The organism is Pseudoalteromonas sp. T1lg88 (assembly GCF_002964765.1).
Classification (GTDB): Bacteria; Pseudomonadota; Gammaproteobacteria; order Enterobacterales; family Alteromonadaceae; genus Pseudoalteromonas.
Window position 1 is genome coordinate 56,118 of the sequence record NZ_PQCF01000002.1, and the last position, 23,377, is coordinate 79,494.

At 49.3% G+C, this 23,377-nt stretch carries 16 protein-coding genes and 1 pseudogene; 11 read left to right on the forward strand and 6 right to left on the reverse strand.

The genetic code is table 11. The features are described from left to right. Nucleotides 1-141: 141 nt before the first annotated feature. The 4 genes from dapB (at nucleotide 142) to greA (ending at nucleotide 6,060) form a co-directional block, all read left to right on the forward strand. Entirely contained in the window at nucleotides 142-954 is an 813-nt protein-coding gene (gene dapB / locus C2M34_RS00850) for a 4-hydroxy-tetrahydrodipicolinate reductase (protein WP_105257825.1), read from the forward strand. A 206-nt stretch (nucleotides 955-1,160) separates the two neighbouring features. Then, nucleotides 1,161-2,297 (forward strand): glutamine-hydrolyzing carbamoyl-phosphate synthase small subunit, encoded by a 1,137-nt coding sequence (carA, locus tag C2M34_RS00855; protein ID WP_105200589.1) that lies wholly within the window; start codon nucleotides 1,161-1,163, stop codon nucleotides 2,295-2,297. 18 nt (nucleotides 2,298-2,315) lie between these two features. Next, nucleotides 2,316-5,534, forward strand: a complete 3,219-nt coding sequence (carB, locus tag C2M34_RS00860; protein ID WP_105200588.1) for a carbamoyl-phosphate synthase large subunit — start codon at nucleotides 2,316-2,318, stop codon at nucleotides 5,532-5,534. A gap of 49 nt (nucleotides 5,535-5,583) precedes the next feature. Next, a complete protein-coding gene (greA, locus tag C2M34_RS00865; protein ID WP_105200587.1) occupies nucleotides 5,584-6,060 on the forward strand; it encodes a transcription elongation factor GreA in 477 nt (158 codons plus the stop codon). Between the two features lie 299 nt (nucleotides 6,061-6,359). Here greA and C2M34_RS00870 read toward each other — a convergent pair whose 3' ends face one another. The 3 genes and pseudogenes from C2M34_RS00870 to C2M34_RS00880 all read right to left on the reverse strand — a co-directional run bounded on the left by C2M34_RS00870 (nucleotide 6,360) and on the right by C2M34_RS00880 (nucleotide 11,681). Continuing rightward, the gene (locus tag C2M34_RS00870) at nucleotides 6,360-6,947 is read right to left on the reverse strand and encodes a hypothetical protein (RefSeq protein ID WP_158681374.1); all 588 of its coding nucleotides are present in this window, start codon (nucleotides 6,945-6,947) and stop codon (nucleotides 6,360-6,362) included. A 396-nt stretch (nucleotides 6,948-7,343) separates the two neighbouring features. Beyond that, nucleotides 7,344-10,505 (reverse strand): annotated as a pseudogene (locus C2M34_RS00875) (efflux RND transporter permease subunit). 3 nt (nucleotides 10,506-10,508) lie between these two features. Continuing rightward, a complete protein-coding gene (locus C2M34_RS00880) occupies nucleotides 10,509-11,681 on the reverse strand; it encodes an efflux RND transporter periplasmic adaptor subunit (protein ID WP_105200585.1) in 1,173 nt (390 codons plus the stop codon). Nucleotides 11,682-11,810: 129 nt separating this feature from the next. Here C2M34_RS00880 and C2M34_RS00885 point away from each other — a divergent pair, with 129 nt between their 5' ends. Then, nucleotides 11,811-12,059 carry a YkgJ family cysteine cluster protein gene (locus C2M34_RS00885; RefSeq protein WP_105200584.1) on the forward strand — a complete coding sequence of 83 codons (249 nt, stop codon included), beginning with the start codon at nucleotides 11,811-11,813 and terminating at the stop codon, nucleotides 12,057-12,059. 31 nt (nucleotides 12,060-12,090) lie between these two features. Here the strand turns inward: C2M34_RS00885 and C2M34_RS00890 are convergent, their stop codons facing one another. Further along, the gene (locus tag C2M34_RS00890; protein ID WP_105200583.1) at nucleotides 12,091-12,639 is read right to left on the reverse strand and encodes a DUF4136 domain-containing protein; all 549 of its coding nucleotides are present in this window, start codon (nucleotides 12,637-12,639) and stop codon (nucleotides 12,091-12,093) included. A 342-nt stretch (nucleotides 12,640-12,981) separates the two neighbouring features. Here C2M34_RS00890 and C2M34_RS00895 point away from each other — a divergent pair, with 342 nt between their 5' ends. The 3 genes from C2M34_RS00895 (at nucleotide 12,982) to C2M34_RS00905 (ending at nucleotide 15,475) form a co-directional block, all read left to right on the forward strand. Next, nucleotides 12,982-13,191 (forward strand): cold-shock protein, encoded by a 210-nt coding sequence (locus tag C2M34_RS00895; protein WP_105200582.1) that lies wholly within the window; start codon nucleotides 12,982-12,984, stop codon nucleotides 13,189-13,191. Nucleotides 13,192-13,374: 183 nt separating this feature from the next. Continuing rightward, nucleotides 13,375-13,680, forward strand: coding sequence for an H-NS family histone-like protein (locus C2M34_RS00900; RefSeq protein ID WP_105200581.1), 306 nt, complete (start codon nucleotides 13,375-13,377; stop codon nucleotides 13,678-13,680). Between the two features lie 61 nt (nucleotides 13,681-13,741). Next, complete coding sequence (locus tag C2M34_RS00905) at nucleotides 13,742-15,475, forward strand: DEAD/DEAH box helicase family protein (RefSeq protein ID WP_442792773.1); 1,734 nt, start codon at nucleotides 13,742-13,744, stop codon at nucleotides 15,473-15,475. A gap of 19 nt (nucleotides 15,476-15,494) precedes the next feature. Here C2M34_RS00905 and C2M34_RS00910 read toward each other — a convergent pair whose 3' ends face one another. Next, entirely contained in the window at nucleotides 15,495-15,833 is a 339-nt protein-coding gene (locus tag C2M34_RS00910) for a ribonuclease E inhibitor RraB (protein ID WP_105200579.1), read from the reverse strand. A gap of 255 nt (nucleotides 15,834-16,088) precedes the next feature. Between C2M34_RS00910 and C2M34_RS00915 the strand changes: the two genes are divergently transcribed. The 3 genes from C2M34_RS00915 to C2M34_RS00925 are packed head-to-tail and all read left to right on the forward strand — an operon-like array spanning nucleotide 16,089 to nucleotide 22,515. Then, the gene (locus C2M34_RS00915) at nucleotides 16,089-17,846 is read left to right on the forward strand and encodes an autotransporter assembly complex protein TamA (protein WP_234398747.1); all 1,758 of its coding nucleotides are present in this window, start codon (nucleotides 16,089-16,091) and stop codon (nucleotides 17,844-17,846) included. After that, complete coding sequence (gene tamB, locus C2M34_RS00920) at nucleotides 17,843-21,604, forward strand: autotransporter assembly complex protein TamB (RefSeq protein WP_105257829.1); 3,762 nt, start codon at nucleotides 17,843-17,845, stop codon at nucleotides 21,602-21,604. Before C2M34_RS00915 ends, tamB begins: the two co-directional genes overlap by 4 nt. Before the next feature lie 17 nt (nucleotides 21,605-21,621). Continuing rightward, nucleotides 21,622-22,515, forward strand: a complete 894-nt coding sequence (locus C2M34_RS00925; protein WP_105257830.1) for a peptidylprolyl isomerase — start codon at nucleotides 21,622-21,624, stop codon at nucleotides 22,513-22,515. On the opposite strand, the gene queF is transcribed toward C2M34_RS00925, so the two are convergent. Further along, nucleotides 22,502-23,350 (reverse strand): NADPH-dependent 7-cyano-7-deazaguanine reductase QueF, encoded by an 849-nt coding sequence (queF, locus tag C2M34_RS00930; protein WP_105257831.1) that lies wholly within the window; start codon nucleotides 23,348-23,350, stop codon nucleotides 22,502-22,504. The genes C2M34_RS00925 and queF overlap by 14 nt on opposite strands. Nucleotides 23,351-23,377 lie beyond the last annotated feature (27 nt).

The following is a 23,377-nucleotide window of genomic DNA, read 5'->3' on the forward strand; positions in this document are numbered from 1 at the left end:
AAGCCCTCAAGCAAAGCCCATATTTGTCTGATGCCTTTGCTTAAGGATGCTTTTAGTTTGCACGGTGCTTGTGCCTAGCACCTAACACCTATCTGCGTTAGCATACGGGTAGTCAAAATGAATCATATTATGGGGATTAGAATGAGCGTAGGTTTAGGCATTTTGGGCGCCAATGGGCGCATGGGTCAGGCGCTGTTGGAAGCGGGTAACGAGGATACACAAGCCTGTATTAGCGGCGCCTTTGTACGTGAGCAGTCGCCATTAAATGGCCTGGCGGTAGAAACCCTGGTCAAAGGACTTAAAGAGAGCGCGCAGACCCTTACCTTTACCCCTCTTACGCCCAGCGACAAGCTGGATGTGCTGATCGATTTTACCTTGCCCGAAGGCATGCTGGTTCACCTAGACTTTGCCGTTGCCAACAAGATCCCTATGGTTATCGGCACCACGGGCCTGAATGATGCGCAAATGCAGCGCTTGCATGAGGCCGCCAAACATATCCCCATCGTCTTTGCCCGTAACTTCAGTGTTGGCGTTAATCTGCTTTTGGATTTGGTGCAAACGGCGGCGACAAAATTCGGTGACGACGCGGACATCGAAATATTTGAAGCCCATCACCGTCATAAAATCGATGCGCCGTCGGGCACCGCCCTGGCCATTGGCGAAGCCATTGCCGAAGCCAAAGGCTGGGACCATGATCAAGTGGCCGTTTATGACCGCTCACAAAGTGAACAGGCTAAATCACAAAAGGAAATTGGCTATTCGGTGCTCAGAGCGGGCGATATAGTTGGCGAACATACGGCTTATTTCGCATTAATGGGGGAAAGGCTTGAATTAACACATAAAGCTAGCTCAAGAATGACCTTCGCCCGTGGCGCTGTGAGGGCTGCAAAGTGGGTGCAAAATAAACATCCTGGCTTTTATTCCATGCGCGAAGTGCTGGAACTGGGTAAGTAAACGTGCTTTTTTGGGTGTTTCGGTGTTTTTTTGTGTCAAAGGTGTTGTTTTCTATATTTATTGATATTTAATTAGATCTTTTTGCTACTCTCGTGTAGAATATCGCCAATTTGCCAAAATTTCATAATGCGCCTAGTTAAGCGCTTTAAACGGGTTGTAAATCAGTCGCATTTTTTACTCCCGTTTTTTACTGTTAGGAGGTTAACTTGACTAAATCCGCTCTGTTAGTCCTAGAAGACGGCACAGTGTTTCGCGGTACTGCGATCGGCGCTGACGGCATGTCAGTCGGTGAAGTAGTATTCAATACGTCTATGACTGGGTATCAGGAAATTCTGACCGACCCGTCTTACGCGGAACAAATCGTAACTTTGACTTACCCGCATATCGGTAACACGGGTACTAACAGCGAAGACGAAGAAGCGAACAAGATCTGGGCCAAGGGCCTGGTTATTCGCGATTTGCCACTGCTAGCGAGTAATTTCCGTAATGAACAATCACTCAGTGATTACCTAAAAGAGCGCAACATTTTAGGTATTGCCGATATCGACACCCGTAAGCTTACTCGTATCCTACGTGATAAGGGCGCGCAAAACGGCTGTATCATCGCCGGTGATGAGGTTGATGAAAGCAAGGCGCTAGAAGCCGCTAAAGCCTTTCCAGGCTTAAAAGGCATGGATTTAGCTAAAGTAGTATGTACCGAGTCAACATATCAATGGTCTGAGACAAGCTGGACTCTGGGTGAAGGTTTTAAAACGCTTGCTCCAGAAGACGAGAAATTCCACGTTGTTGCCTATGACTTCGGTGTTAAGCGCAATATCCTGCGCATGTTGGTAGACCGTGGCTGTAAGCTGACTGTAGTTCCGGCGCAAACCAGCGCTGAAGAAGTACTGGCACTAAACCCAGACGGCATCTTCCTGTCAAATGGCCCTGGCGACCCTGAGCCATGTACTTACGCTATTGAAGCGATCAAAACCTTCCTAGAAAAAGATATTCCTATTTTCGGCATCTGCCTTGGTCACCAGCTATTGGCGTTGGCCTCAGGCGCGAAAACAGTAAAAATGAAGTTCGGCCACCACGGTGGTAACCACCCGGTTAAAGACCTAGACCGTGATGTTGTGATGATCACCGCGCAGAACCACGGCTTTGCTGCGGATGAGGCAAGCTTGCCTGATAACCTTCGTGCAACGCATAAATCATTGTTTGACGGTACCTTGCAGGGTATTCACCGCACCGACAAGCCAGCATTTAGCTTCCAGGGTCACCCTGAAGCCAGCCCAGGCCCACACGATGCAGCCCCTTTGTTCGATCATTTTATCGAACTGATGCAAGCGCAATCTAACTAATTTGAGACCGGAGTAATAATGCCAAAACGTAATGATATTCAAAGCATTCTTATCTTAGGCGCGGGCCCGATCGTAATCGGCCAGGCCTGTGAGTTTGACTACTCAGGTGCTCAAGCCTGTAAAGCGCTAAAAGAAGAAGGTTACCGTGTTATCCTGGTTAACTCGAACCCGGCGACCATTATGACCGACCCGGAAATGGCTGATGCGACCTATATTGAGCCGATTCACTGGGAAGTGGTAGAAAAAATCATCGAAAAAGAAAAGCCGGATGCGGTACTGCCTACCATGGGTGGTCAAACTGCATTGAACTGTGCCCTTGACCTAGACAAGCACGGTGTACTGGCTAAGCACGGTGTTGAGCTAATCGGTGCAACCGCTGATGCCATCGACAAAGCGGAAAACCGTGAGCGTTTCGACGTAGCGATGAAAAACATCGGCCTTGAGTGTCCGCGTGCAGAAATCGCCCACTCAATGGAAGAAGCGCTGGATACACTAACGCGTATCGGTTTCCCTTGTATTATTCGTCCTTCTTTCACCATGGGTGGTACCGGTGGTGGTGTTGCTTACAACATGGAAGAGTTCGAAGAGATCTGTACCCGTGGTCTTGATCTGTCACCAACGAGCGAGCTTTTAATCGATGAAAGCCTGCTCGGCTGGAAAGAGTACGAGATGGAAGTTGTTCGCGACAAAAACGACAACTGTATCATCGTCTGTTCAATCGAAAACTTCGACCCTATGGGTGTACACACAGGTGACTCAATCACGGTAGCGCCAGCGCAAACCTTGACCGACAAAGAATACCAAATCATGCGTAATGCCTCTATGGCGGTACTGCGTGAAATCGGTGTTGAAACCGGTGGTTCAAACGTACAGTTTGGTGTGTGTCCTAACACCGGCCGTATGGTTATCATCGAGATGAACCCGCGTGTGTCTCGTTCATCAGCACTTGCTTCAAAAGCAACGGGTTTCCCAATCGCGAAAATCGCAGCCAAGCTGGCTGTGGGTTACACTCTGGATGAGCTACAAAACGACATCACAGGCGGTGCAACCCCTGCGTCATTCGAGCCGTCAATCGACTATGTTGTAACTAAGATCCCTCGCTTCAACTTTGAAAAGTTTGCCGGTGCTAACGACCGTCTAACGACGCAGATGAAGTCGGTAGGTGAGGTAATGGCGATTGGCCGTAACCAACAAGAATCATTGCATAAAGCACTTCGTGGTCTTGAAGTAGGCGCGACTGGCTTCAACCCAATCTTGCCTGTGGGCGAGAAGGGCGCAATTGAAAAGATCACTCGCGAGCTTCGTGAGCCAGGCGCTGAGCGTATCTGGTACATCGCCGATGCCATGCGTCACGGCATGAGCGTTGAAGATGTATTCAACCTAACCAAGGTTGACCGTTGGTACCTGGTACAAATCGAAGACATCATCAAAGACGAGCAGCAAATCGAAGAAGTAGGCTTTGCCGGTCTTACTGCTGACTTCCTACGTCGCCTGAAGCGTAAAGGTTTTGCAGATGCGCGTATCGCCGAGCTTGCCGGTGTATCTGAAGCGGAAATCCGTAAGAAGCGTCACCAGCTTGAAATCTTGCCTGTGTACAAGCGCGTAGATACCTGTGCGGCTGAATTCAGCTCAGACACAGCCTACATGTACTCAAGCTACGATGAAGAGTGTGAAGCTGCACCGTCTGACAAAGACAAAATCATGGTAATCGGTGGTGGCCCTAACCGTATCGGCCAGGGTATCGAATTCGATTACTGTTGTGTACACGCGGCCCTTGCCATGCGTGAAGACGGCTACGAAACCATCATGGTTAACTGTAACCCTGAAACCGTTTCTACCGACTACGACACATCAGACCGTTTATTCTTCGAACCAATCACGCTAGAAGACGTGCTTGAAATCGTCCGCGTTGAGAAGCCAAAAGGCGTTATCGTGCAGTACGGTGGTCAAACACCACTTAAACTTGCCCGTGAACTAGAAGCGAACGGTGTGCCAATCATTGGTACTTCACCAGATGCAATCGACCGTGCCGAAGACCGTGAGCGCTTCCAGCAAATGGTTGAGCGTTTGAACCTGCTTCAGCCTGACAACGCAACGGTAACTTCACTTGAAGAAGCGGTAGCCAAGTCTAAAGAAATCGGCTTCCCACTGGTAGTACGTCCTTCGTACGTACTAGGTGGTCGTGCGATGGAAATCGTCTACGATGAAGACGACCTACGTCGCTACATGACAGAAGCGGTATCTGCTTCTAACGAAGCACCGGTATTGCTAGACCGCTTCCTGGACGACGCCATCGAAGTGGACGTTGATGCCATCTGTGACGGCACCGAAGTGATCATCGGCGGTATCATGGAGCACATCGAGCAAGCGGGTGTTCACTCAGGTGACTCGGCCTGTTCATTGCCAGCGCACAGCCTAAGCCAGGAAATCCAAGACGTAATGCGTGAGCAAGTACGTGCTATGGCCCTTGAGCTAGGCGTTGTGGGTCTGATGAATACACAGTTCGCGGTTAAGGACGGTCAGGTTTACCTAATCGAAGTGAATCCGCGTGCTGCACGTACCGTGCCTTTCGTATCAAAAGCAACCGGTGTTGCCCTTGCTAAGGTAGCGGCCCGTTGTATGGCCGGTCAGTCTCTTGCCAGCCAAGGCATCACCAAAGAAATCATTCCTCCTTATTACAGCGTAAAAGAAGTGGTACTTCCTTTCGCTAAGTTCCAAGGTGTTGACCCAATTCGTGGCCCAGAGATGCGCTCTACCGGTGAGGTAATGGGTGTAGGTGATACTTTCGCCGAAGCCTTCGCTAAAGCCCAGCTAGGTGCAGGTAATGCTTTACCACGTGGTGGTCGCGCGTTACTATCGGTTCGCAATGGTGATAAAGCTCGCATCGTTGAGCTTGCTAAGACCATGATCGAATTAGGTTTTGAACTAGACGCAACCTCAGGCACCGCTCAGGCGCTTGAAAATGCAGGCATCGAAGTTCGCCGTGTAAACAAGGTATTCGAGGGTCGTCCTCATATCCTTGACCGCATTAAGAACGGTGAATACAGCTATATCGTTAATACCACAGAAGGTCGTCAAGCGATTGAAGACTCTAAGGTATTACGTCGTGGCGCCTTGATGCACAAGACCAACTACACCACAACATTGAACGCCGCGTTTGCTAACTGTACAGCAAACTCAGCGGATGACCGTGGTAGTGTCTCGTCAGTTCAAGAGTTACACCAACGAATCAACTAAGCAATAGGCCGCAGCGCTTGCGCTGCGGCTTGCTGTAAGTGGGAATATTATGCAAAAGATTCCAATGACCACACGCGGTGCCGAGTTATTGCGTGCAGAGTTAAACGAATTAAAAACTGTTACTCGGCCAAAAATCATCGCTGATATCGCCGAGGCGCGTGAACACGGCGACTTGAAAGAGAATGCCGAGTATCATGCCGCTCGCGAGCAGCAAGGTTTTTGCGAAGGACGTATTCAAGAAATTGAAGCTAAATTGTCTAATGTGCAAATCATTGACGTAACGAAAATGCCTAACAATGGTAAGGTAATTTTTGGTTCGACAGTGAGCATTGTAAACCTAGACACGGATGCTGAAGTGACTTACCGCATTGTTGGTGATGATGAAGCAGATATTAAGAACAACTTAATCTCTGTAAACTCACCCATCGCTCGTGGCCTTATCGGTAAAGAGCTGGACGACTGTGTGAACATCGAAACACCCAATGGTACGGTAGAATTTGAGATCACTGAGATTGAATATATCTAACCTTGGTTGAGGTGTTTAAAAACCCGCTGAACCGCGGGTTTTTTTATGCCAGTAGGTCGGTGCTTTGCGCCGACAAGCGCTTTATTTGGTCGATGTTGCCGGCTCCCTAGCTAGTTGTAGGTCAGGCTTTGCCGCCATGGATGGCGGTACTAGAGTAACGCAGGAGCTGTTACCTAGCAGCCTGACAACTTTGTTATAAGTTGAAAGAGTTTGTCGCCCTCGCTCTCAATGACACGCTCCACAACAGAAGCCGATTTCTCCAGCGCGAATCTAAATGGGGAGATCCATACCTGTACTTCTTATGATTGCTTTTGTGCCAAGGTCAACTTCTTTGAGAACTCTATTAAACCACTTTTGGCTGCTACAGCACTATTATGACTGAAAACACCTTCTAAATATGTATTCTCTAGATCAATCCGAACTCGTACGTCCCTAGCGTCCAAGATTGAATTTAAAAACTCTTCGGTAACCATAAAATATTGGACATTCATCTGGGCGATTACATTGGGGTTGAAGTACGTCCTCGACTGAGTACTCGGGTTGAAGTTAGGTATGTTTTCTTTTTTTACTGACGGATAAGACTTTATATTGCCATTTATATTAAAGCTTAACTTTGATCCTGTTGGCGGGGGGATGTCTTTATGTGGCAACACAATTAAAATTATACTCGAGCCTTCTAAAGATGAACTCCAATATGCACCGATCCTCAAATCACTACCAGAAATCCCCTCGTTACTCCTATAGACAAAGCCTGGCGTCATTAAAACTTCTTTTTCGCCATTAAAGGTTGACTCATGTTCTGAAATGCATGCGGTTGAACAAAGAGGAGAAGTCGAACATCCAGTAACTAGAAGCAAAGTGACAATTGCCACTATTATAGTTCTCATATTTTTCCCTTTAATTAGTTTGATAAAGAATCAAATTTCACCAAAAATGCTTATTATTGAGAATGTTGGACATGTCTTATGGTTAAAGTGAGACACTTATCCCCGGCTTTCTTATAAGCTTTTGATTAATTTAATAAAAATTCCGTTTTCAAAATGATTGTCTATGAAACTCCCTGAAAATAGAGGGAGGGCTGCCTTATAGACTCTCGCTATGCATCCTATTAAATACCAAATCAGATCTAACTTTCAATTTAAAAATTAAATGCTTAAACAATTCAGATAGCGCAAAGCGGGATTTTTAAATTAGATGCGGCTTTTATGGCCAAATAACTTATTAGGCATAAAAAAGCCTTGCCGAGGGGCAAGGCTTTTCTGGTTGGGATAAATACTGGGTATTTAACTTTGCTGTTTTAGTTCTGCCGTTGGTTCTACCTTAGGAGCTTTGCCAAAGAGTTTACGCAGGCCGCGTTTACAGTCTTCCAGGGCTACATATTGACAAGGGATCAGCACCAGGGTGATCACTGTGGCGAACAGCACACCGAAGGCCAGTGATACCGCCATGGGGATGACGATTTGCGCCTGCAAACTGGTTTCCATAATGATGGGCACCAGACCAATAAAGGTGGTAATCGAGGTCAGTAGGATGGCCCTAAAGCGTTTACAACCGGCTTCTACCACCGCCTGTTTAATGGCAATGCCCCGGGCGCGTGCCTTGTTCACATAGTCAACCATCACCAGTGAGTCGTTCACCACCACCCCGGCCACGGCGATAATACCGAAGAAGGACAGGCTGCTCATGGTCATACCCAAGATCACGTGACCGTAGACGGCACCGACCACACCAAAGGGGATCACCGACATGATCAGCAGCGGCTGCGAGTAGGAGCGCAGTGGAATGGCCAACAGCGCGAAGATGATAAGAAGCGAAAGCACTAAGTCACGGCGCTGCTCGGCGACGCTATCCATCTCTTCTTGCACTCGACCGGCGACATTACTCTGTACGCCAGGGTAGTTTTTCAATAATGCTGGAAGGTATTCATCGCGCACTTGTTTTGCGATTTCAAACGGCTGTGCCTGATTGGTGTCTACGGCTGCCCACACATTAACCGTGCGCTTAGCGTTTTCCCGACGAATACGGTTTACCCCGTCAACCAGGTTTACGCTGGCTATTTCTGCTAAAGGCACTTCCGCTCCGGCCGGAGTAATAATGCGCACATCATTGATTTCGCTGATAGAGTTACGCTCTTCAATGGGGTAGCGGATCATTACTTTGAGCTCTTCGCCATCGCGCAGAATACGCTGTGCTTCTAGGCCATAGAAGCTGAAGTTCACCTGTGAGGCAACATCGGCCAAGGTCAAACCCAGGCTATAGGCAATGGGTTTAAGTTCAAGTTGCACTTCATCGGTGGCGCTTTGCATTGAATCATTGATATCGCCTACGCCCTTGATGGTCGACAGCTTCTCTTTCAATTTACCGGCAACTTCTTTCAACTCTGCGGCATCATTGCCCTCGAGGCGGAAGCTGATATCACCATCATCACGGCCACCACCGCCATTCATAACGCTGTCGTTAATGGTCATTGATTTCATTCCCGGCAGCGGCGGCATATTATCACGCCACAGTGCACTTAACGCGAAGGTGTCGATAGGGCGCAGGTGCGGCTCTACCAAGACCATCATTAAGCGGGCGTTGGTGCGCCCTTGCATATTCAGGGAGATATCCTTAACCATGGGCATGCCATATTGCTGCTCTATAACCCGCTCGACATCCATCACCACACGTTCAATCTTTTTGGCCGTATCCAGGGTTGCTGTTTCCGATGACGCCAAATTCATCTCAATGTTAATACTTGGGAAATCATGAGGAATTTTCGGGTTGGCGATAAATTTAATCAGGCCACCGGCAAACAAGCCAGCACTGACTATAAGGATGCCAAAGAAGCCAACAATCACGGTATAGCGATAATGAATACAGCGCTGTACTGCAGGGCGGTATATGCGCTCGATAACATATTGCAAGCCACTGTCTACCTTATTACGTAAGCGGTGTAATGGGTTACGCGGGTTAACAGGGCGGTTCTTCATGGCCGCTAGGTGCGCAGGAAGAATGAGCTTAGACTCGACCAGTGAGAATAATAGGCAGAGAATAATCACCCCGCCTATGGCTTTAGAAAACGCCGCTCCCGGGCCGCTGGCCAAGGTTTGTGGTAAGAAGGCGGCGATAGTGGTCAGTACCCCGAAGGTCGCGGGGATGGCTACGCGTTTTACGCCACGCACCACGTTATCCAGACTATGACCATGCTTTTCGATTTCGGCGTGAGCTGACTCACCCACCACTATGGCATCATCCACCACTATCCCTAGTACCAGAATAAAGGCAAACAGGGAAGCCAGGTTAATGGTGACATCTAAAAAGCCCACCGGCATCATTAAAAAGGCGCCCAGGAAGGACACGGCAGACCCATCATCACCCAGAAAGCGAGGCGGATACGCAGGAACAAGGCCAACATCAGCATCACCAAGATACCACCCCAGATCATATTCTCGATCATCATGTCGAGGCGACCTTCAAGGTAATACGTGATGTCAATCATAGGGGCCAGGGTGACGCCCTCGGGAAAGCTCCGACTTTTTACGCTCTAAATAGGCGTCCATCACATCGGCAACACGGGTGACATCTTGATCTTTTGACGCACGGACTTCAAAAATCAGCGAGTTTTTACCGTTATATTTTGAATATTGCAGGCCTTCTTCAAAGCCGTCTTGTATGGTTGCTACATCACCTAAAAATACCTGGGCGCCATCTTCTAAGGTTAATAGCGGCAGGCGTTCAAATTCACCGCCGCGATAGGCCTGGTTTTCCACGCGCATGGAAATATAGCCATTATCGGAGCGAATTTGTCCCGCCGACATATTGGCGGAGAAGTTGCGCACCGCAGTGGCGATATCGCGGAACGTCAGGCCATATTCACGCAGCTTGTCCGGGCTGACTTCTATGCTTATCTCATAATCCAAACCCGAATTAAAATTGACGAGATTGACCTGAGGCAAAGCGCGCATTTCATCATGGAGCTTATTGCCCAGCTCCTTTAGATCGTAATTGCTCATATCGCCATACAAGGCGAGGATCATCACCTCTTGAGTGTACTTTTCGCGGCGAATATTGGGTCGTTCCATCTCTGCGGGAAAGCTGGAGATGGAGTCGATTTGCATCTTGACTTCGTCGAGCACTTCTTGAGAGTCATAGCTTTCATCGACTTCGATCCAACTTTGAGAAAAGCTGCGGTTTGAATAGGTGATAAGGCGTTTAATGCCCTCTAAGCCTTGCAGGGACTCCTCGATTTTTATGGTGATCCCTTCTTCCACTTCTTGCGGAGCGGCACCGGGATACACGGCCTGCACACTGAGCCAGTTGCTCTCAAATTGCGGGAATGCCTGTTTACGAATAGAAAGCGCGCTGAGAATACCACCGACTATGATGATTATCATCAGCAGGTTGGCGGCAACCGGGTTGCGGGCAAACCAGGCGATCAAGCCTTTTTCTGTGCTTTGCACCATAGCTTAGTCCTCCTTCAGTGCCAGCTGCGTGTGCGCCGTTTTCGGTTCTTGTTCGTCTAAGCGCAGTTGCATGCCTTGCGTGGGGTATTCCAGCGCCGAGGTGATAACTTGCTGGCCACTGTTTAGACCGGCGGTGACATAGGCCATGCCGTTTTGCTCGCGGATCACCTCAAGGTCGCTAAACATCAGCTTAATTTCATTATCAATGAGGGCAATGCGGTTGTCCTTGATCAGGTGGCTGGGAACAATGGCGGTATCGCGTACATGCTTACCCACTATGCTGGCATTGGTGTAGGCACCAAAGCGCAGAGGTTGTGCTTGCTCATAGGGTGCGTCTACATAAGCCACAAGGTAGGTCATGCGCGAGCGCTTATCGACCACGCCTTCATTACGCACTATGGTGCCTTGCCAGGTACGCATTTTACCGGCCACTTCGCTGGTTAGGGTGACTTTAGCACCGATACCGCCATCAACCAGGTATTGCAGATCATGGTTGGCTACCGGTAAACGCACTTTAGCAATGCTGGTGGCATCGATTTGACCCAAAACATTACCCGGGTTCACCACGCTGCCAAGGCTGATTTTTTTTGCCGTAACCAGGGCATCGTAGGGGGCGCGAATCGAGGTGCGCTCTAAATTGCGCTTGGCGCGTTTAACCTGGGCCTGAGCAGCGCGGAATTTTGCCAGCTTTTCTGCGAGCTGAGGTTTGCGCAAATAGAGCTCCGAGGGGATCACCGCATTGGCATTGTCCTTAATGCGTTGCCATTCGGTTTTGGCCACATGCGCTTGTGCTTGTTCTATTTCTAGCGCCGATTGTGCCTGCGCCAAGCCGGCCTGGGCTTCAATTAGGGCCGCTTCATAGTCATTGGGGTCGATGCGAATAAGTTCGTCCCCTTGTTTTACAAAGCCACCTTTTACAAACTGTTCGGCTATGGATACCACCTGACCGGACACCTGAGCGACCAGTTCGGTTTGTTCTTGCGCCATGACCTCGCCGTAGGAATGCACTTGCATGGTTACATCGGTCAGGTTGACTGGGGTGACCTCTACCAGTGGGGCGATGTTTTCCTGTTGTTTTTGCTCCGGTGGCTTTTTCATTGCCATAAAGGCGGCGAACAGTGCCACTGACACCCCCAACACACCAATAGGTAATAGTATTTGTTTTTTGCTGGCCACAATGCAGCTCCCTGTATAGTTCGATGACAGGCTATATGGTAGCGGTAATCATGTTTACAGGTATGTGTAATATGTAACAAAGCATGTAATCTGTTAAAATGGCGGCCGCGTTTGTTTTAGGGGTCGAATATGAATTGTCGTTTAGGGTGTGGTGCGTGCTGTATAGCGCCTAGTATTTCCAGCCCCATACCTGGTATGCCCGAGGGTAAAAAAGCGGGGCAACGATGTGTCCAGTTAGACAAAAATAATTTGTGTAAATTGTTTGGTGATCCGTCCAGGCCGGCTGTGTGTTTACAATTTAAGGCGTGCGAAGATGTGTGTGGCAGTAATAATGCCGAAGCGATGTGGAGAATTACCCAATTAGAGGCGCTGACCTAAAGGCGGTAAGCACCTCGAAAGGATGCAAATATTATTGATTTGATCCTGGCGGGTAGTTACTGAAAATTTCAGCGACCGATTCGCGGATCACCGCGGTGCGCTCGCTTGGCGTCTGGTTTTTCTTCAAACGACCTTCTTTGGCGGCGCGCCATACCAGCTGGTTCGAAGCGCGGTCGACCACGTCAATCACTAGGGTGCCTACTTCATATTCGCGGGTAGTGGTTTGCACATTGTAGCCTAGACCCCAGTAATCCCAACGGGCGCTGTAGCCTGTGGTAAAGGTATCAACATCGACTTTCTTTTCCACCGAGGCATGGTAGTTGATCAGCACATCCGCTTGATCTGCCGTCACCATGCTCATGCCCTTGGCGCTCAGCTCATCATTAACGGCCTGACGCACACGGCGCTCCATTAATTCGCTGATCTGATAATTACTGCTGGCATTGGTCAGGCTGGCATCAGGAAACCAGGCAAAGGTTTTGTACTGAGTAAAGTTTACCGACTTGTCGTAATCAAAATCCGGCCCAGAGGCACAGGCGCTGAGTAACATAAGTACACCCGCCGCAAGTAAATTCTTCATTGACCGCTCCTTTATATCTGGCTGTAAGAATCTAGGTTTGTCAGTAACATATCATAATCTTAAAGGAAATATACAGCTCATGCACCGCTTTAGGGGCCATACCTGGATTATGTCATTACTGTGAATTTTAAATAATTTAAAGCTTATTAATATTTTCTATGGTAGTCTAGGAACTGCTTTGAGTTAATGCGTTCAATGTGACGGTTTTGTGCGGCCTACGCTGTAAGTGTGACTAACCTGGTTAGTCCTGTACCTGACCCTAGCGGTAGCGACACTGGCTCAGGGAGGATAGTGCCTAATTATAGGCGAGTTATAGAAATTGACTTACAGGAACACTTTAGTATGTCAGAACATGTAAACGGTAAAGTAAAGTTTTTTAATGAAGCAAAAGGCTTTGGTTTTATCGAGCAAGAAAATGGCCCAGATGTATTCGTTCACTTCAGCGCGATCAATGGTTCAGGCTTCCGTACTCTAAGCGAAGGCCAACAGGTTTCTTTCAGCATTAAACAAGGCCAGAAAGGACCAGAAGCGGAAAATGTAACTCCGGTTTAATTCCTTATTGACTCTCTTAGAGTGAATAATTAGTGGAGCCGTTTCGGCTTCACTCTTCCCCCCAGGCGCCACGCCAAGATTATCTCCCAGCATTTAAGTCACTAATTAATATAATTACTTTGATATATCACTGATCTTCAATTATTATTTTATTTCCACATTTAAAGTATATAAGAGATCACAGTGAGAGAAATCAGAGCATTTGCCAAATCGGCATCTATTAATGAGTTGGAAAAAGCAATTAATATTCTGAACACTGCGCTCGATAATCAGCAACAGCAAGAAAAAGCGAAACAGGAAGTTCTTCAACTGATGAAGGAAAAAGGGCTCAGTGTGGAAGATATTGTTGATGTGACCCAGGACAAGCGTACTAAGGTTGAACCTAAGTATCGCCGCGAGTTCGAAGGAAAAATGGTTGAATGGTCAGGCCGTGGGAAACGCCCGAAAGCGTTTCAAGATGTAGACCTAGCTAAATACCTCGCGAAATAACAGCAAAGATAAATAAACCCAAAGGTCCAGCAATGGACCTTTACTTTTTTGGGTGTCAGTAGTGTATACACTCAGAGACTATCAACAACAAGCAGTCGACAATACCCTGGCGCATTTTCGTAAGTCACAGCGCTCGGCCGTTATTGTTTTGCCTACCGGTGCCGGTAAAAGCCTGGTTATTGCCGAGCTGGCGCGATTGGCCCGTTATCCCATCCTGGTATTAACTCATGTAAAAGAGCTGGTTGAGCAAAACGCTAATAAATTTCGTGACATGGGTTTAACACCGGGTATTTTCTCTGCGGGTTTAAAGGATAAAAATTTAAGCGAGCAGGTCACCTTCGCCAGTATTCAATCCCTCGCCCGTAGTATAGATAAGCTGCAGCAGCACTATTCTTTAGTGATTATTGATGAGTGTCATCGCGTTAGTACAGAGCAAACCAGCCAGTATGCGCAGGTTATAACCCAGCTTAAGAAAATTAACCCAGGCCTTAAGGTGCTAGGTTTAACTGCCACACCCTATCGGCTTATCAGTGGCTGGGTATATCACCGCCATTACCATGGTTTTGTTCGCGGCCCGAGCGATGCGCCATTTGATGATTGTATTTACGAATTACCGCTGCGTTATTTAATTAACAAGGGTTATTTAACGCCGCCGCGCATAGTCGATGCGGCGGTGCAGCATTATGACTTTTCCGCCTTGCTCAATGGCGGCTCGGCGCCCAGTGAGGGGGATCTAAATGCGCTGTTGCAACAAAGCACCCGGGCTACCAAGGCCATTATTACGGATGTGATGGTGCAAAGCGATACCCGACGCGGCGTGATGATTTTTGCCGCGACCGTTGCCCATGCCGAGGAAATACATCGTTATTTACCACCCGGGCAGGCCCATATTATTGTTGGCGCCACACCCGCCGCCGAGCGCGACGACATAATTGCTCGCTTTAAGCGACAGGAATTTAAGTACCTGGTAAATGTTTCTGTTTTAACTACAGGTTTTGATGCTCCTCATATTGATTTTATTGCTTTGTTACGACCCACGGAATCGGTCAGCCTGTATCAGCAGATCATTGGCCGCGGACTACGCTTATGCGCCGATAAGCATGAATGCCTGGTAATAGATTATGCTGGCAACGGTTTTGATATCCATCACCCCGAGGTAGGGACGCAGCGCCCGGACCCAAACAGTGAGCCGGTGCAGGTGTTGTGTCCCGGTTGTGGTTTTGCCAATGTGTTTTGGGGTAAAAAGGATGCCGCGGGTCAGGTTATCGAGCATTATGGCCGCCGTTGCCAAGGCTTATTGGATGACGGCGAAGAGCAGCAGCAATGTGATTATCGCTTTAAGTTTAAGGAATGTCCCCAGTGTTTTAGCGAAAATGATATTGCCGCGCGCCGTTGTTATAGCTGCGCGCATCAGCTGGTGGACCCGGATGACAAGTTACGCCAGGCGCTCAACCTAAAAGATGCCTTGGTGTTGCGTTGCAGCGGTTTAAGCTGTGAGCAAACGGCGCAGGGTAAGCTCAAGATCACCTATTATGATGAAGACGGCGCCGAGGTGGCGCAAGTGTATGATCTGACTAATGCCAAGGTACTGGCCTTATTTAACCGCGAGTTCGGCAAGCGTCATAACGCCCCAGGCATAGATAAGTGGCGAAGCAGCGAGCAGGTAGTGGAGTTACAACAGCATTTGAGCTGGCCGGATTTTGTGATTGCCCGTAAGTCGAAAAAATATGGTTGGCAGGTGAGTGAAAAGATATTCGATTATCAGGGAAGTTACCGCAAAGCCTATAGTCGTTGATAGGCTCTGCGTTTCACTGTTACTCGGCGCTGTTTTCGTCCAGCAGACCCCAGCCGTCACCGTAGCCGTTATGTTTATCCGCCAGGCTTTCCAAGTAGGCTTCCATATTATTGATAAGCTCATATTCGGGTACCATGGTAAGACTGGCCTTCACTTCAAAAACACCTGTATCCGGGCAGGTGCTAAGGCTGGCTTGCGGCGCTACTTCGGCATGGGCCAGGGCATCGATAAAGCCTTGCGCATGTGCTTGCTGCTCAAACAACAGAAAGAAATCGACGTTGTGCAGTTGCGTCAAATCGACGCCTTGCTCATGCATTTGTTGCAAAATTTGGCCTGTTTCATCGTCGGGAAAGTGCATCGTTTATCTCATATAAGCGTGAATCTAGGGATTGTCTTATTTTTTGCTGGAAATAAAAAGCCACTTAGGTGAAATTTTTCGTCGTCATTAGTGAATGGCTCCAGGCAGCGGTGATAAACTTAAGCTATTAATAGAGTTTGTTTATCTTTTCGGCCGTTTGGGGTTATTGCCCAGATAAACAGACCCGGGAATTACACGCGATAAAAAAGGCTGACACAGGCGGTGGTAAAGTGATTGCAATGGAGACACAGTAAGTTGAGGTTAAACCTACTAACAAGCCTGCTCTTGGCGCTGGCCTTGTGCTCATTCGACGTCCTTGGCGCATGGAGCGCTGAGCCCGGGAAATTCCCCCAAGGGCGAGTAATATCAGGGTACAGCATTGACGGTATTGAAGGTGAGCTGGAACAAAATGTTGCCCTGTATTTGCAGCAGCTCAGTGGCGAGCAGCCAACACGTCAACTGCAGCGTTATGCCACCGAGCAGGTTTTACTGAGTATGCGAGCCCTGGGTTATTATCATGCCGAGGTGGAGCTGCACTTAGAAGACGATACCGCTAACCCTAAGGTGATCGCGAAAATCAAACCCGGGCAAGCGACGCGCATCGAAAGCCTGGATTATCAATTGCTGGGGCCTGGGCTGCAGGATAAAGAGCTGACTCAGGTGCTTGCGCAGTTGCCACTTAAAGGCGGCGAGATCATTAATCATGGCCACTATGATGCGGCCAAAAGCGCTATCGACAAGCAACTGCTGGAGCTTGGCTATTTTGACGCTAAATGGCAGCAGGCGCGTTTGGCCATAGATCGCAGCCATTATCGGGCGGATATCAGCCTGGTGGTGAGCACGGGAATACGCTATCACTTTGGCCCCTTAAATATTGCCACCGACACGCCGGCGAGCGGTTATATTCATTCTTTAGCTGAGTTCAAAGCCGGACAGGCCTACAATGCCAATAAGGTCAGCGAATTTAACCTGGCCCTGTCGCAAACCCCTTATTTCAGTAGCGTGCGCGTCTATGCCGATATCGCCAAACGCAGCAGCCATGAAGTGCCAATTCGTGTTGAGGTGCTGCATAAACCACAAGACAGCTTCGAGGTCGGCGGTGGCTATTCGACCGACCTGGGTCCTAAGGTGCGTTTTAAATGGTCGCGCCCCTGGATAGGCGAAGATGGCCACTATTTAGAAAGTAACCTTAATGTGTCCGAGCGTCAGCAGGATATCAGTCTCTCTTATACTATCCCAGTAGACGACCCCATAGATGATATTTGGCGCTTTAGTCTTGGTTATAAGCTGGAGGATAATATCGACACGGATATCTTCTCAAAAACCTTAACCGGTCTGGTACAGCGACAATGGAAGATAGAGGATGATTGGATTCGCACCGTCTTTATCCGTCGTGAGTTCGAAGAGTTCCGCATTGCCGATGAAGAAAAAACCACGAAAATGCTCTTGCCCGGTGTCAGTTTTGCCCGCAAGCGTTCGAAAGGGGGCACAACTCCCTATTGGGGACGACAATGGCTGATAAGTACCGAGGTCGGTGCTGATTCTCTTGAATCTTCCACGGATATAGTGCGGGTACAGTTGCAATATGCCTGGTTGGAAACCTATTGGCAGCGTCATTTGTTTTTTAGTCGCGTCAATTTGGGCGCCATGTATGTCGATAGCATCCGTGATGTACCTGTGTCGCTGCGCTTTTTCGCCGGTGGCGATCAAAGCATCCGCGGCTATAAATACGAGTCTATTTCCCCCGAGGTTGATGGCGCCAAGGTGGGGGGTAAGTACCTAGTAACTGGTACTTTGGAGTATAACTATCAGTTTGCCAGCAACTGGCGCGGCGCCTTGTTTGTCGATGCCGGTACCGCCACCAACGACTTTTCCGAAAAGCTCTCTGTGGGCGTGGGTTTTGGCGTGCGTTACCTTACGCCCGTTGGCCCCATTCGTTTTGATCACGCCTGGGCCCTAGCCAGTCCCGGCAATACCACAAGATTAAGTATTACCGTGGGGCCTGAGCTATGAAGCGCATTATTACCTTAAGCCTGAAAGTTTTCGCCGCAGCTCTTTTTACCCTGATCTTGTTGCTGTCCCTGTTACTCTTTACCGGATATGGCAATCGCACCCTGGTGGCCATAGCCAATAATCTGGTCGACGGACTTAATATAGAGCTAAAACAGGGGCGTTTGCTTGCCAATGATCCCTTTGAGCTGCAATACCAAAGTGATGGCCTGACTCTGAATGCCCAGGCAGTGCAGATTGACGTGCGAATTTTCGGCTGTGTCGGCGTGTGTTTAGATAATATCGCCGCACAGCGTTTAAGCGTACAAAGCATCAGTGCCGCTCCACAGGAGGACTCAGTATCAAGTTCTAACGTAAATGCCGATGATGAAAAGAGGCAAACGAGCGGGCCTCTGGTGCAACTGCAATTACCTAATATTGCCGTTAAACGCTTCGCCATTGGCGAGGCGGACATCGCCGTGGCGGGGCAAGAGATCCAGGTAAAGGATCTGAGTGCCAGCCTGAGCGCCCAGGGTAACCGCATCAAGGTTAAGCCCTTTAAGGTAAAAGAGCTGCAGCTTGAGTTGGCTCCTGCGGCACCAGAGCCAAAAAGCGAGCCCTTGTTGCAATTGCCGCCACTGGCCGAGATTGCCTTTGATCTCGGTCTGGATATTCGTATTCAGGATTTTGCCTTAAATAATGCAACCCTGGTGCAAGGGGAAAACACACATAAGCTCAGCAATGTGCACTTAAATGCGGCCTTGCTAGGAAATAAGCTGGCCATCGGCCAAGTTAGCCTCAGCTATGAGTTACCTTTTGAGGCGACTGATACACAAACCCAGGCCGAATTACTGCACGCCGCTCTAAGCGGTAACCTTGCTTTCTCTGGTGATAATGCGCTGCAATTGGCGCTGCAAGTGAAAGCCTTGGGCGAGCATAGCCAGTTGGATGTGAGTGGCAGCCTTAGCGAGCTGCAATTTACATTGGCAAATCAGGGGCAATATCCGCTGACCTTGAACGCCACAGCAGAGCTGCGACAAAGCAACTGGCCCTTTACCTTGCATGCCAAGCAACAGCAATGGCAGCTGCCATTGAGTTCGGCCTCGGGCGCTCAGACTTTGCAATTGCTGCAAAGCGAAATCCAAGCACAGGGTAATATCGACGACTATCAAGTTGAGCTGACATTGCACTCGCAGTTGGGTGATTACCCAGAGCTGCACAGCCAACTAAACGCCAATGGGACGTTAAGCTCGCTGCAAGTGGCGTCATTGCAATTACTGGCAGGTGAAAGTAAAGCCGAGATAAAAACTGCGCTTAATTGGCGCGATGGCCTAAGTGCTGAATTTAGCGCCGAGCTGGCAAACCTGCATAGCGAATATCTTATCGATACGGTGCAAAGTGATATTTCCGGCCAGGTATCTGGCTCCTTCGAGATGGACTCTCAAGGCCAGTGGCAACTGGCGGTGGCCCCCTCGACCTTAAGCGGGACGGTAAACGACATGGCGCTGCAATTGCAGGCCGATCTCGACCTCAATAGTTCACTGCATGGCGTGGTACGTCAGTTGCAGCTGCGCCAAGGCGACAATATCTTAAACCTCAAGGGTGAGGTAGACGAGCAGTGGCGCCTCGAAGGGGCTTTGGCCTTGTCCGCCGACACGCCATTGATGCCAGGTTATGGCGCCAAGGGTCAGGCCCAATTGCAGATCCGTGGCCAGCGTTTGACACCGAAGATAAAGCTTGAGGCTCAACTGGCCCAAGTACAAGGTGCAGGCGTCAGTGTGGACAGCCTCAACCTGGATGTTGAAAGTGAATATCAAGACGCGCTTCAGTATGATATTTCTGCCCAGCTATTGGGCATTAAAACCGGCGGGCAACACCTTGATAGCCTTGAATTACAATCCCGTGGCAGCGACAAGGTGCAACAAACCTCCTTACGTCTGGACTCGCCACTGGCACAGTTGCAAAGTGCTTTTACCAGTGAATTGTCGTCGTCATATCAGCAAATAAAGCTGCAATTGGAGCAATTTGAACTCCAATCTCAGGAGCATCAGGTGGCTTTGACTGCACCGACCAAGGTGCATCTGGATTTAGCCAAGCAGGCGCTGCACTCGGAGCGTTTATGTCTGCGCGGTGAGGCGTTGGATTTATGCCTTGAGCCTGCAAACATAGACCCAATGCAAGGCGAGGCGAAAGCCACGCTAACGCACTTATATTTGCAGGCGTTAACTCCGTATTTTGGCCCTCATACCGGGTTGACGGGAGTAGCCAAAGGTCATGCCCAGTTTAAATGGCGCAGCGGCGCGGCGCCGCAAATAGATGTCGAGCTACAAAGTGAACAATTGCAGGCGAGTTATCGTTATCAGCAACAACTGCATAACTTCCCCGTTGAAACCTTAGCCCTGTCTTTGCACAGCGATATTAACCAGGCTCAGGCTAAGTTACAGCTGAAATCATCCATTTTGGGGAACTTGAACGCCAACCTTAAGGTTACCGATGTGATGGCGGCGCAGGAGCTCGATGGGCAACTGCAAATGGATGGTGTGCAACTTACTAAGCTTGCTGCATTAGCTCCCGAGGTTAAGAATCTGGCCGGGGATATCAGTGCCGACTTGCGTTTTACCGGCAATATCAGTCAGCCTTTGGTGCATGGCCAAATTAATGCAGAAGGTTTGTCTTTAGAGGGGGAAACCTTGCCCCTATCTTTAGCCGAATCGCGCCTAAATGTGCAATTGGCGGGTGAGCAAATCCAGGTGACCGGTCACTTGGCCAACCCTGATGGGGGAGACTTAAATGTGAGCGGTGAAGGCCTATGGTTAGGCGAGCAACCGCACCTGACACTTAAGGTGCAGGGGCAGCGATTTGTTGTCATTCCCGAGCAGGGCATCATGATTGCGCTTTCCCCAGACCTTAATATTGAAGTGAATGCCCAGCAGGTGAAGGTGGGTGGCATTGTCGACGTCCCCTATGGTCGCATTAAAATAAAAGAGCTGCCGCAGGGGGCGGTGAAGGTCAGTGATGATGAAATCATTGTCGATGCTCCGATGCAGGAGCAGACCGTGCCTTTTATGTATGATGTTGATTTAAAGGTTAATATTCAAGACGATGTGTATATAGATTCATTTGGTTTGAAGTCCTATATTAAGGGCGACCTGATGATCACCGCCAATAATGAAAGTCATCCCCTGGCGGTGGGCGAGCTGAATTTGGTGGATGGGAAATACCGTGCTTTTGGCCAAGATCTGCTGATCCGCACCGGACAAATAGGTTTTAGCGGTACCTTGGATAAGCCTCATATTAATGTCCGCGCCATTCGTAACCCAGATAATACCGCCAATGGTGTGGTGGCCGGCATTGAGTTGGTTGGCAGCGTAGAGCAACCGCAGCTGCATGTATTTTCCGAGCCCGCCATGGACCGCTCTCAAGCCTTGTCGTATGTGCTCAACGGCCAACCCTTAGGGGATGGCGATACTAATACCGATGCTTTATTAACGCGTATGCTACTGGCCCAGGGCACCAATCGTGGTGAAGGCTTGGTATCGCGCATAGGTGAGTCCATCGGTCTGCGTGATGTGACCCTTAACTCCAGCGGCAGCGGCGATGATACCAAGGTGGAAATCGCCGGTTATATTGCTCCGGGGATCCAGGTTAAATACAGTGTTGGCGTGTTTGAGTCTATCTCCGAGGTGGCGGTGCGCTATCAGGTATTGCAAAAGCTTTATATTGAGGTGACCAGCGGCTTGTATGATACGCTGGATATTCTTTATCGCTTCGATATCGATTAAATAATAGGGAAATAATAATGATAAAAAAATCCTTAGCCTTGCTCAGCGCGGGGCTTTTGGCTGCGCAAATGAGCGGTCAATTAACTCCTAAGGCATATGCCTTTAACCCGGCTAAGCCAGTTGCGCAATCGCCGGGGCAAATTATCGCCGCCGCTCAGGAGTCGGACTGGCGTCAGGTGGATAGCGATAATCTGATGATCCTCACCCTGCAAACCGGCTCCGTGTATCTTGAGGTGAACCCACTGTTGGCGCCTAAGCATGCGCAGAGACTGCGCGAGTTGACCAAAGCCGGATTCTATCAAGGGCTAAGCATGTATCGCTTTGTTGAAGGCTTTGTCGCCCAAGGTGGGGCCGGGGAGCAAAAAACCGATATTGCGCCGCTGCAGCAGGAGTTCGTCTGGCACAGTGAGCAGCCCATGCCCCTTGATATCCAAGTCAATGACAATGACGGTTATGCGCCGCGCAGTGGCTTTATCAACGGCTTTGCCGTAGGTCAAAATGAAGCAGGTACGCAAACCTGGCAGCTCCATTGTATGGGCGCCCTAGGCATGGCCCGAGGCAATGGTGTAGACAGTGCCACCAGTGAGTTTTATGTGGTAATAGGCCACGCCCCGCGCTATTTGGATAAAAACATCACGGTATTTGGTCGCGTCCTAAGTGGCATGGAGCACCTGCAGCAGTTACAGCGTCCCGATAGCAAAAAAATGCCCTTTAATCCTATTCAAGACTTGCAATTTGCCAGTCAATTGGAAGTGGCGCAACAGCCAAAAATTCGCGTGATGCGTACCGACTCGCCACGCTTTGGGGCGCTGGTGGCGGCTCGAAAGAACCGCCCGGAGGACTGGTTTGTGGCCACCCCGAACTACATAGATACCTGCGCCATGGCGGTGCCCAGCGTTATTGACGATTAATACGCAGACTAAAGGGAATATGTTGCTGATGCGTTGAGCGATAGGGGTTGATGTCCAAGCCGCCGCGACGGGTGTAACGGGCATAGACCTCTAGTTCTTGCGGTTTGGCCAGCGCCATAATATCGCTAAAAATACGCTCTACGCATTGCTCATGAAACTCGTTGTGGGAGCGAAACGATACCAGGTAGCGCAGCAGGGACTCATGACTCAGTTGCGGTCCTTTATAACGTATCACCACACTGGCCCAGTCCGGCTGCGAGGTGATCAAACAGTTCGACTTGAGGAGATGGCTATGCAGGGTTTGCTCTACCTGTTCGCTATTAGGTGCAAGTTGTAACAGCGCCGGGTCAAGGTCGAAGGTATCAATTTCTATATCCAGCTCATCGATACAGAAACCCGGCATTGGCGTGGCGGCAAACAAAGATGTGTCGTCCGGTCCGTACAAGCTTACCTTAACCTGAGTTTGCACTGCCTGGCTCAGATCCGCTTCAAGAACTTTCCGTACCTTGTCCATACTCTCAAAGCGCGTCTGATTAAAGCTGTTCAAATACAGCTTAAACGATTTGGACTCGATAATGCTTGGGCTTTGGCAGGGAAACACAAATTCCGCTACCGCCACTTGTGGCTTGCCCTTGCTATTGAGCCAGGAAAGCTCATAGCCGGTCCACAGGTCTTCGCCTTTAAATGGCAGCGCCTGCTCATTTATGCCTAAATCATCGCGGTTAAGCTTACGGGCAATGGGGTAGAGCAGACTCGCATCGTAAGAGTCTTTGTATTCGGTGGTTTTACCCAGCATGCTGGCCTGCAGCTCGGGGGCGTTACGGTAATCTGTCATGATGCTATAAATCTAGTTACAATGACG

Bases quoted from the DNA above. Each gene is read 5' to 3' on its own strand.
- C2M34_RS00895 (WP_105200582.1), top strand. From the start codon at position 12,982: ATGTCAGAACATGTAAACGGTAAAGTAAAGTTTTTTAATGAAGCAAAA.
- C2M34_RS00890 (WP_105200583.1), bottom strand. From the start codon at position 12,639: ATGAAGAATTTACTTGCGGCGGGTGTACTTATGTTACTCAGCGCCTGT.
- dapB (WP_105257825.1), top strand. From the start codon at position 142: ATGAGCGTAGGTTTAGGCATTTTGGGCGCCAATGGGCGCATGGGTCAG.
- C2M34_RS00925 (WP_105257830.1), top strand. From the start codon at position 21,622: ATGATAAAAAAATCCTTAGCCTTGCTCAGCGCGGGGCTTTTGGCTGCG.
- tamB (WP_105257829.1), top strand. From the start codon at position 17,843: ATGAAGCGCATTATTACCTTAAGCCTGAAAGTTTTCGCCGCAGCTCTT.
- greA (WP_105200587.1), top strand. From the start codon at position 5,584: ATGCAAAAGATTCCAATGACCACACGCGGTGCCGAGTTATTGCGTGCA.
- carB (WP_105200588.1), top strand. From the start codon at position 2,316: ATGCCAAAACGTAATGATATTCAAAGCATTCTTATCTTAGGCGCGGGC.
- queF (WP_105257831.1), bottom strand. From the start codon at position 23,350: ATGACAGATTACCGTAACGCCCCCGAGCTGCAGGCCAGCATGCTGGGT.
- C2M34_RS00870 (WP_158681374.1), bottom strand. From the start codon at position 6,947: ATGAGAACTATAATAGTGGCAATTGTCACTTTGCTTCTAGTTACTGGA.
- C2M34_RS00885 (WP_105200584.1), top strand. From the start codon at position 11,811: ATGAATTGTCGTTTAGGGTGTGGTGCGTGCTGTATAGCGCCTAGTATT.
- C2M34_RS00910 (WP_105200579.1), bottom strand. From the start codon at position 15,833: ATGCACTTTCCCGACGATGAAACAGGCCAAATTTTGCAACAAATGCAT.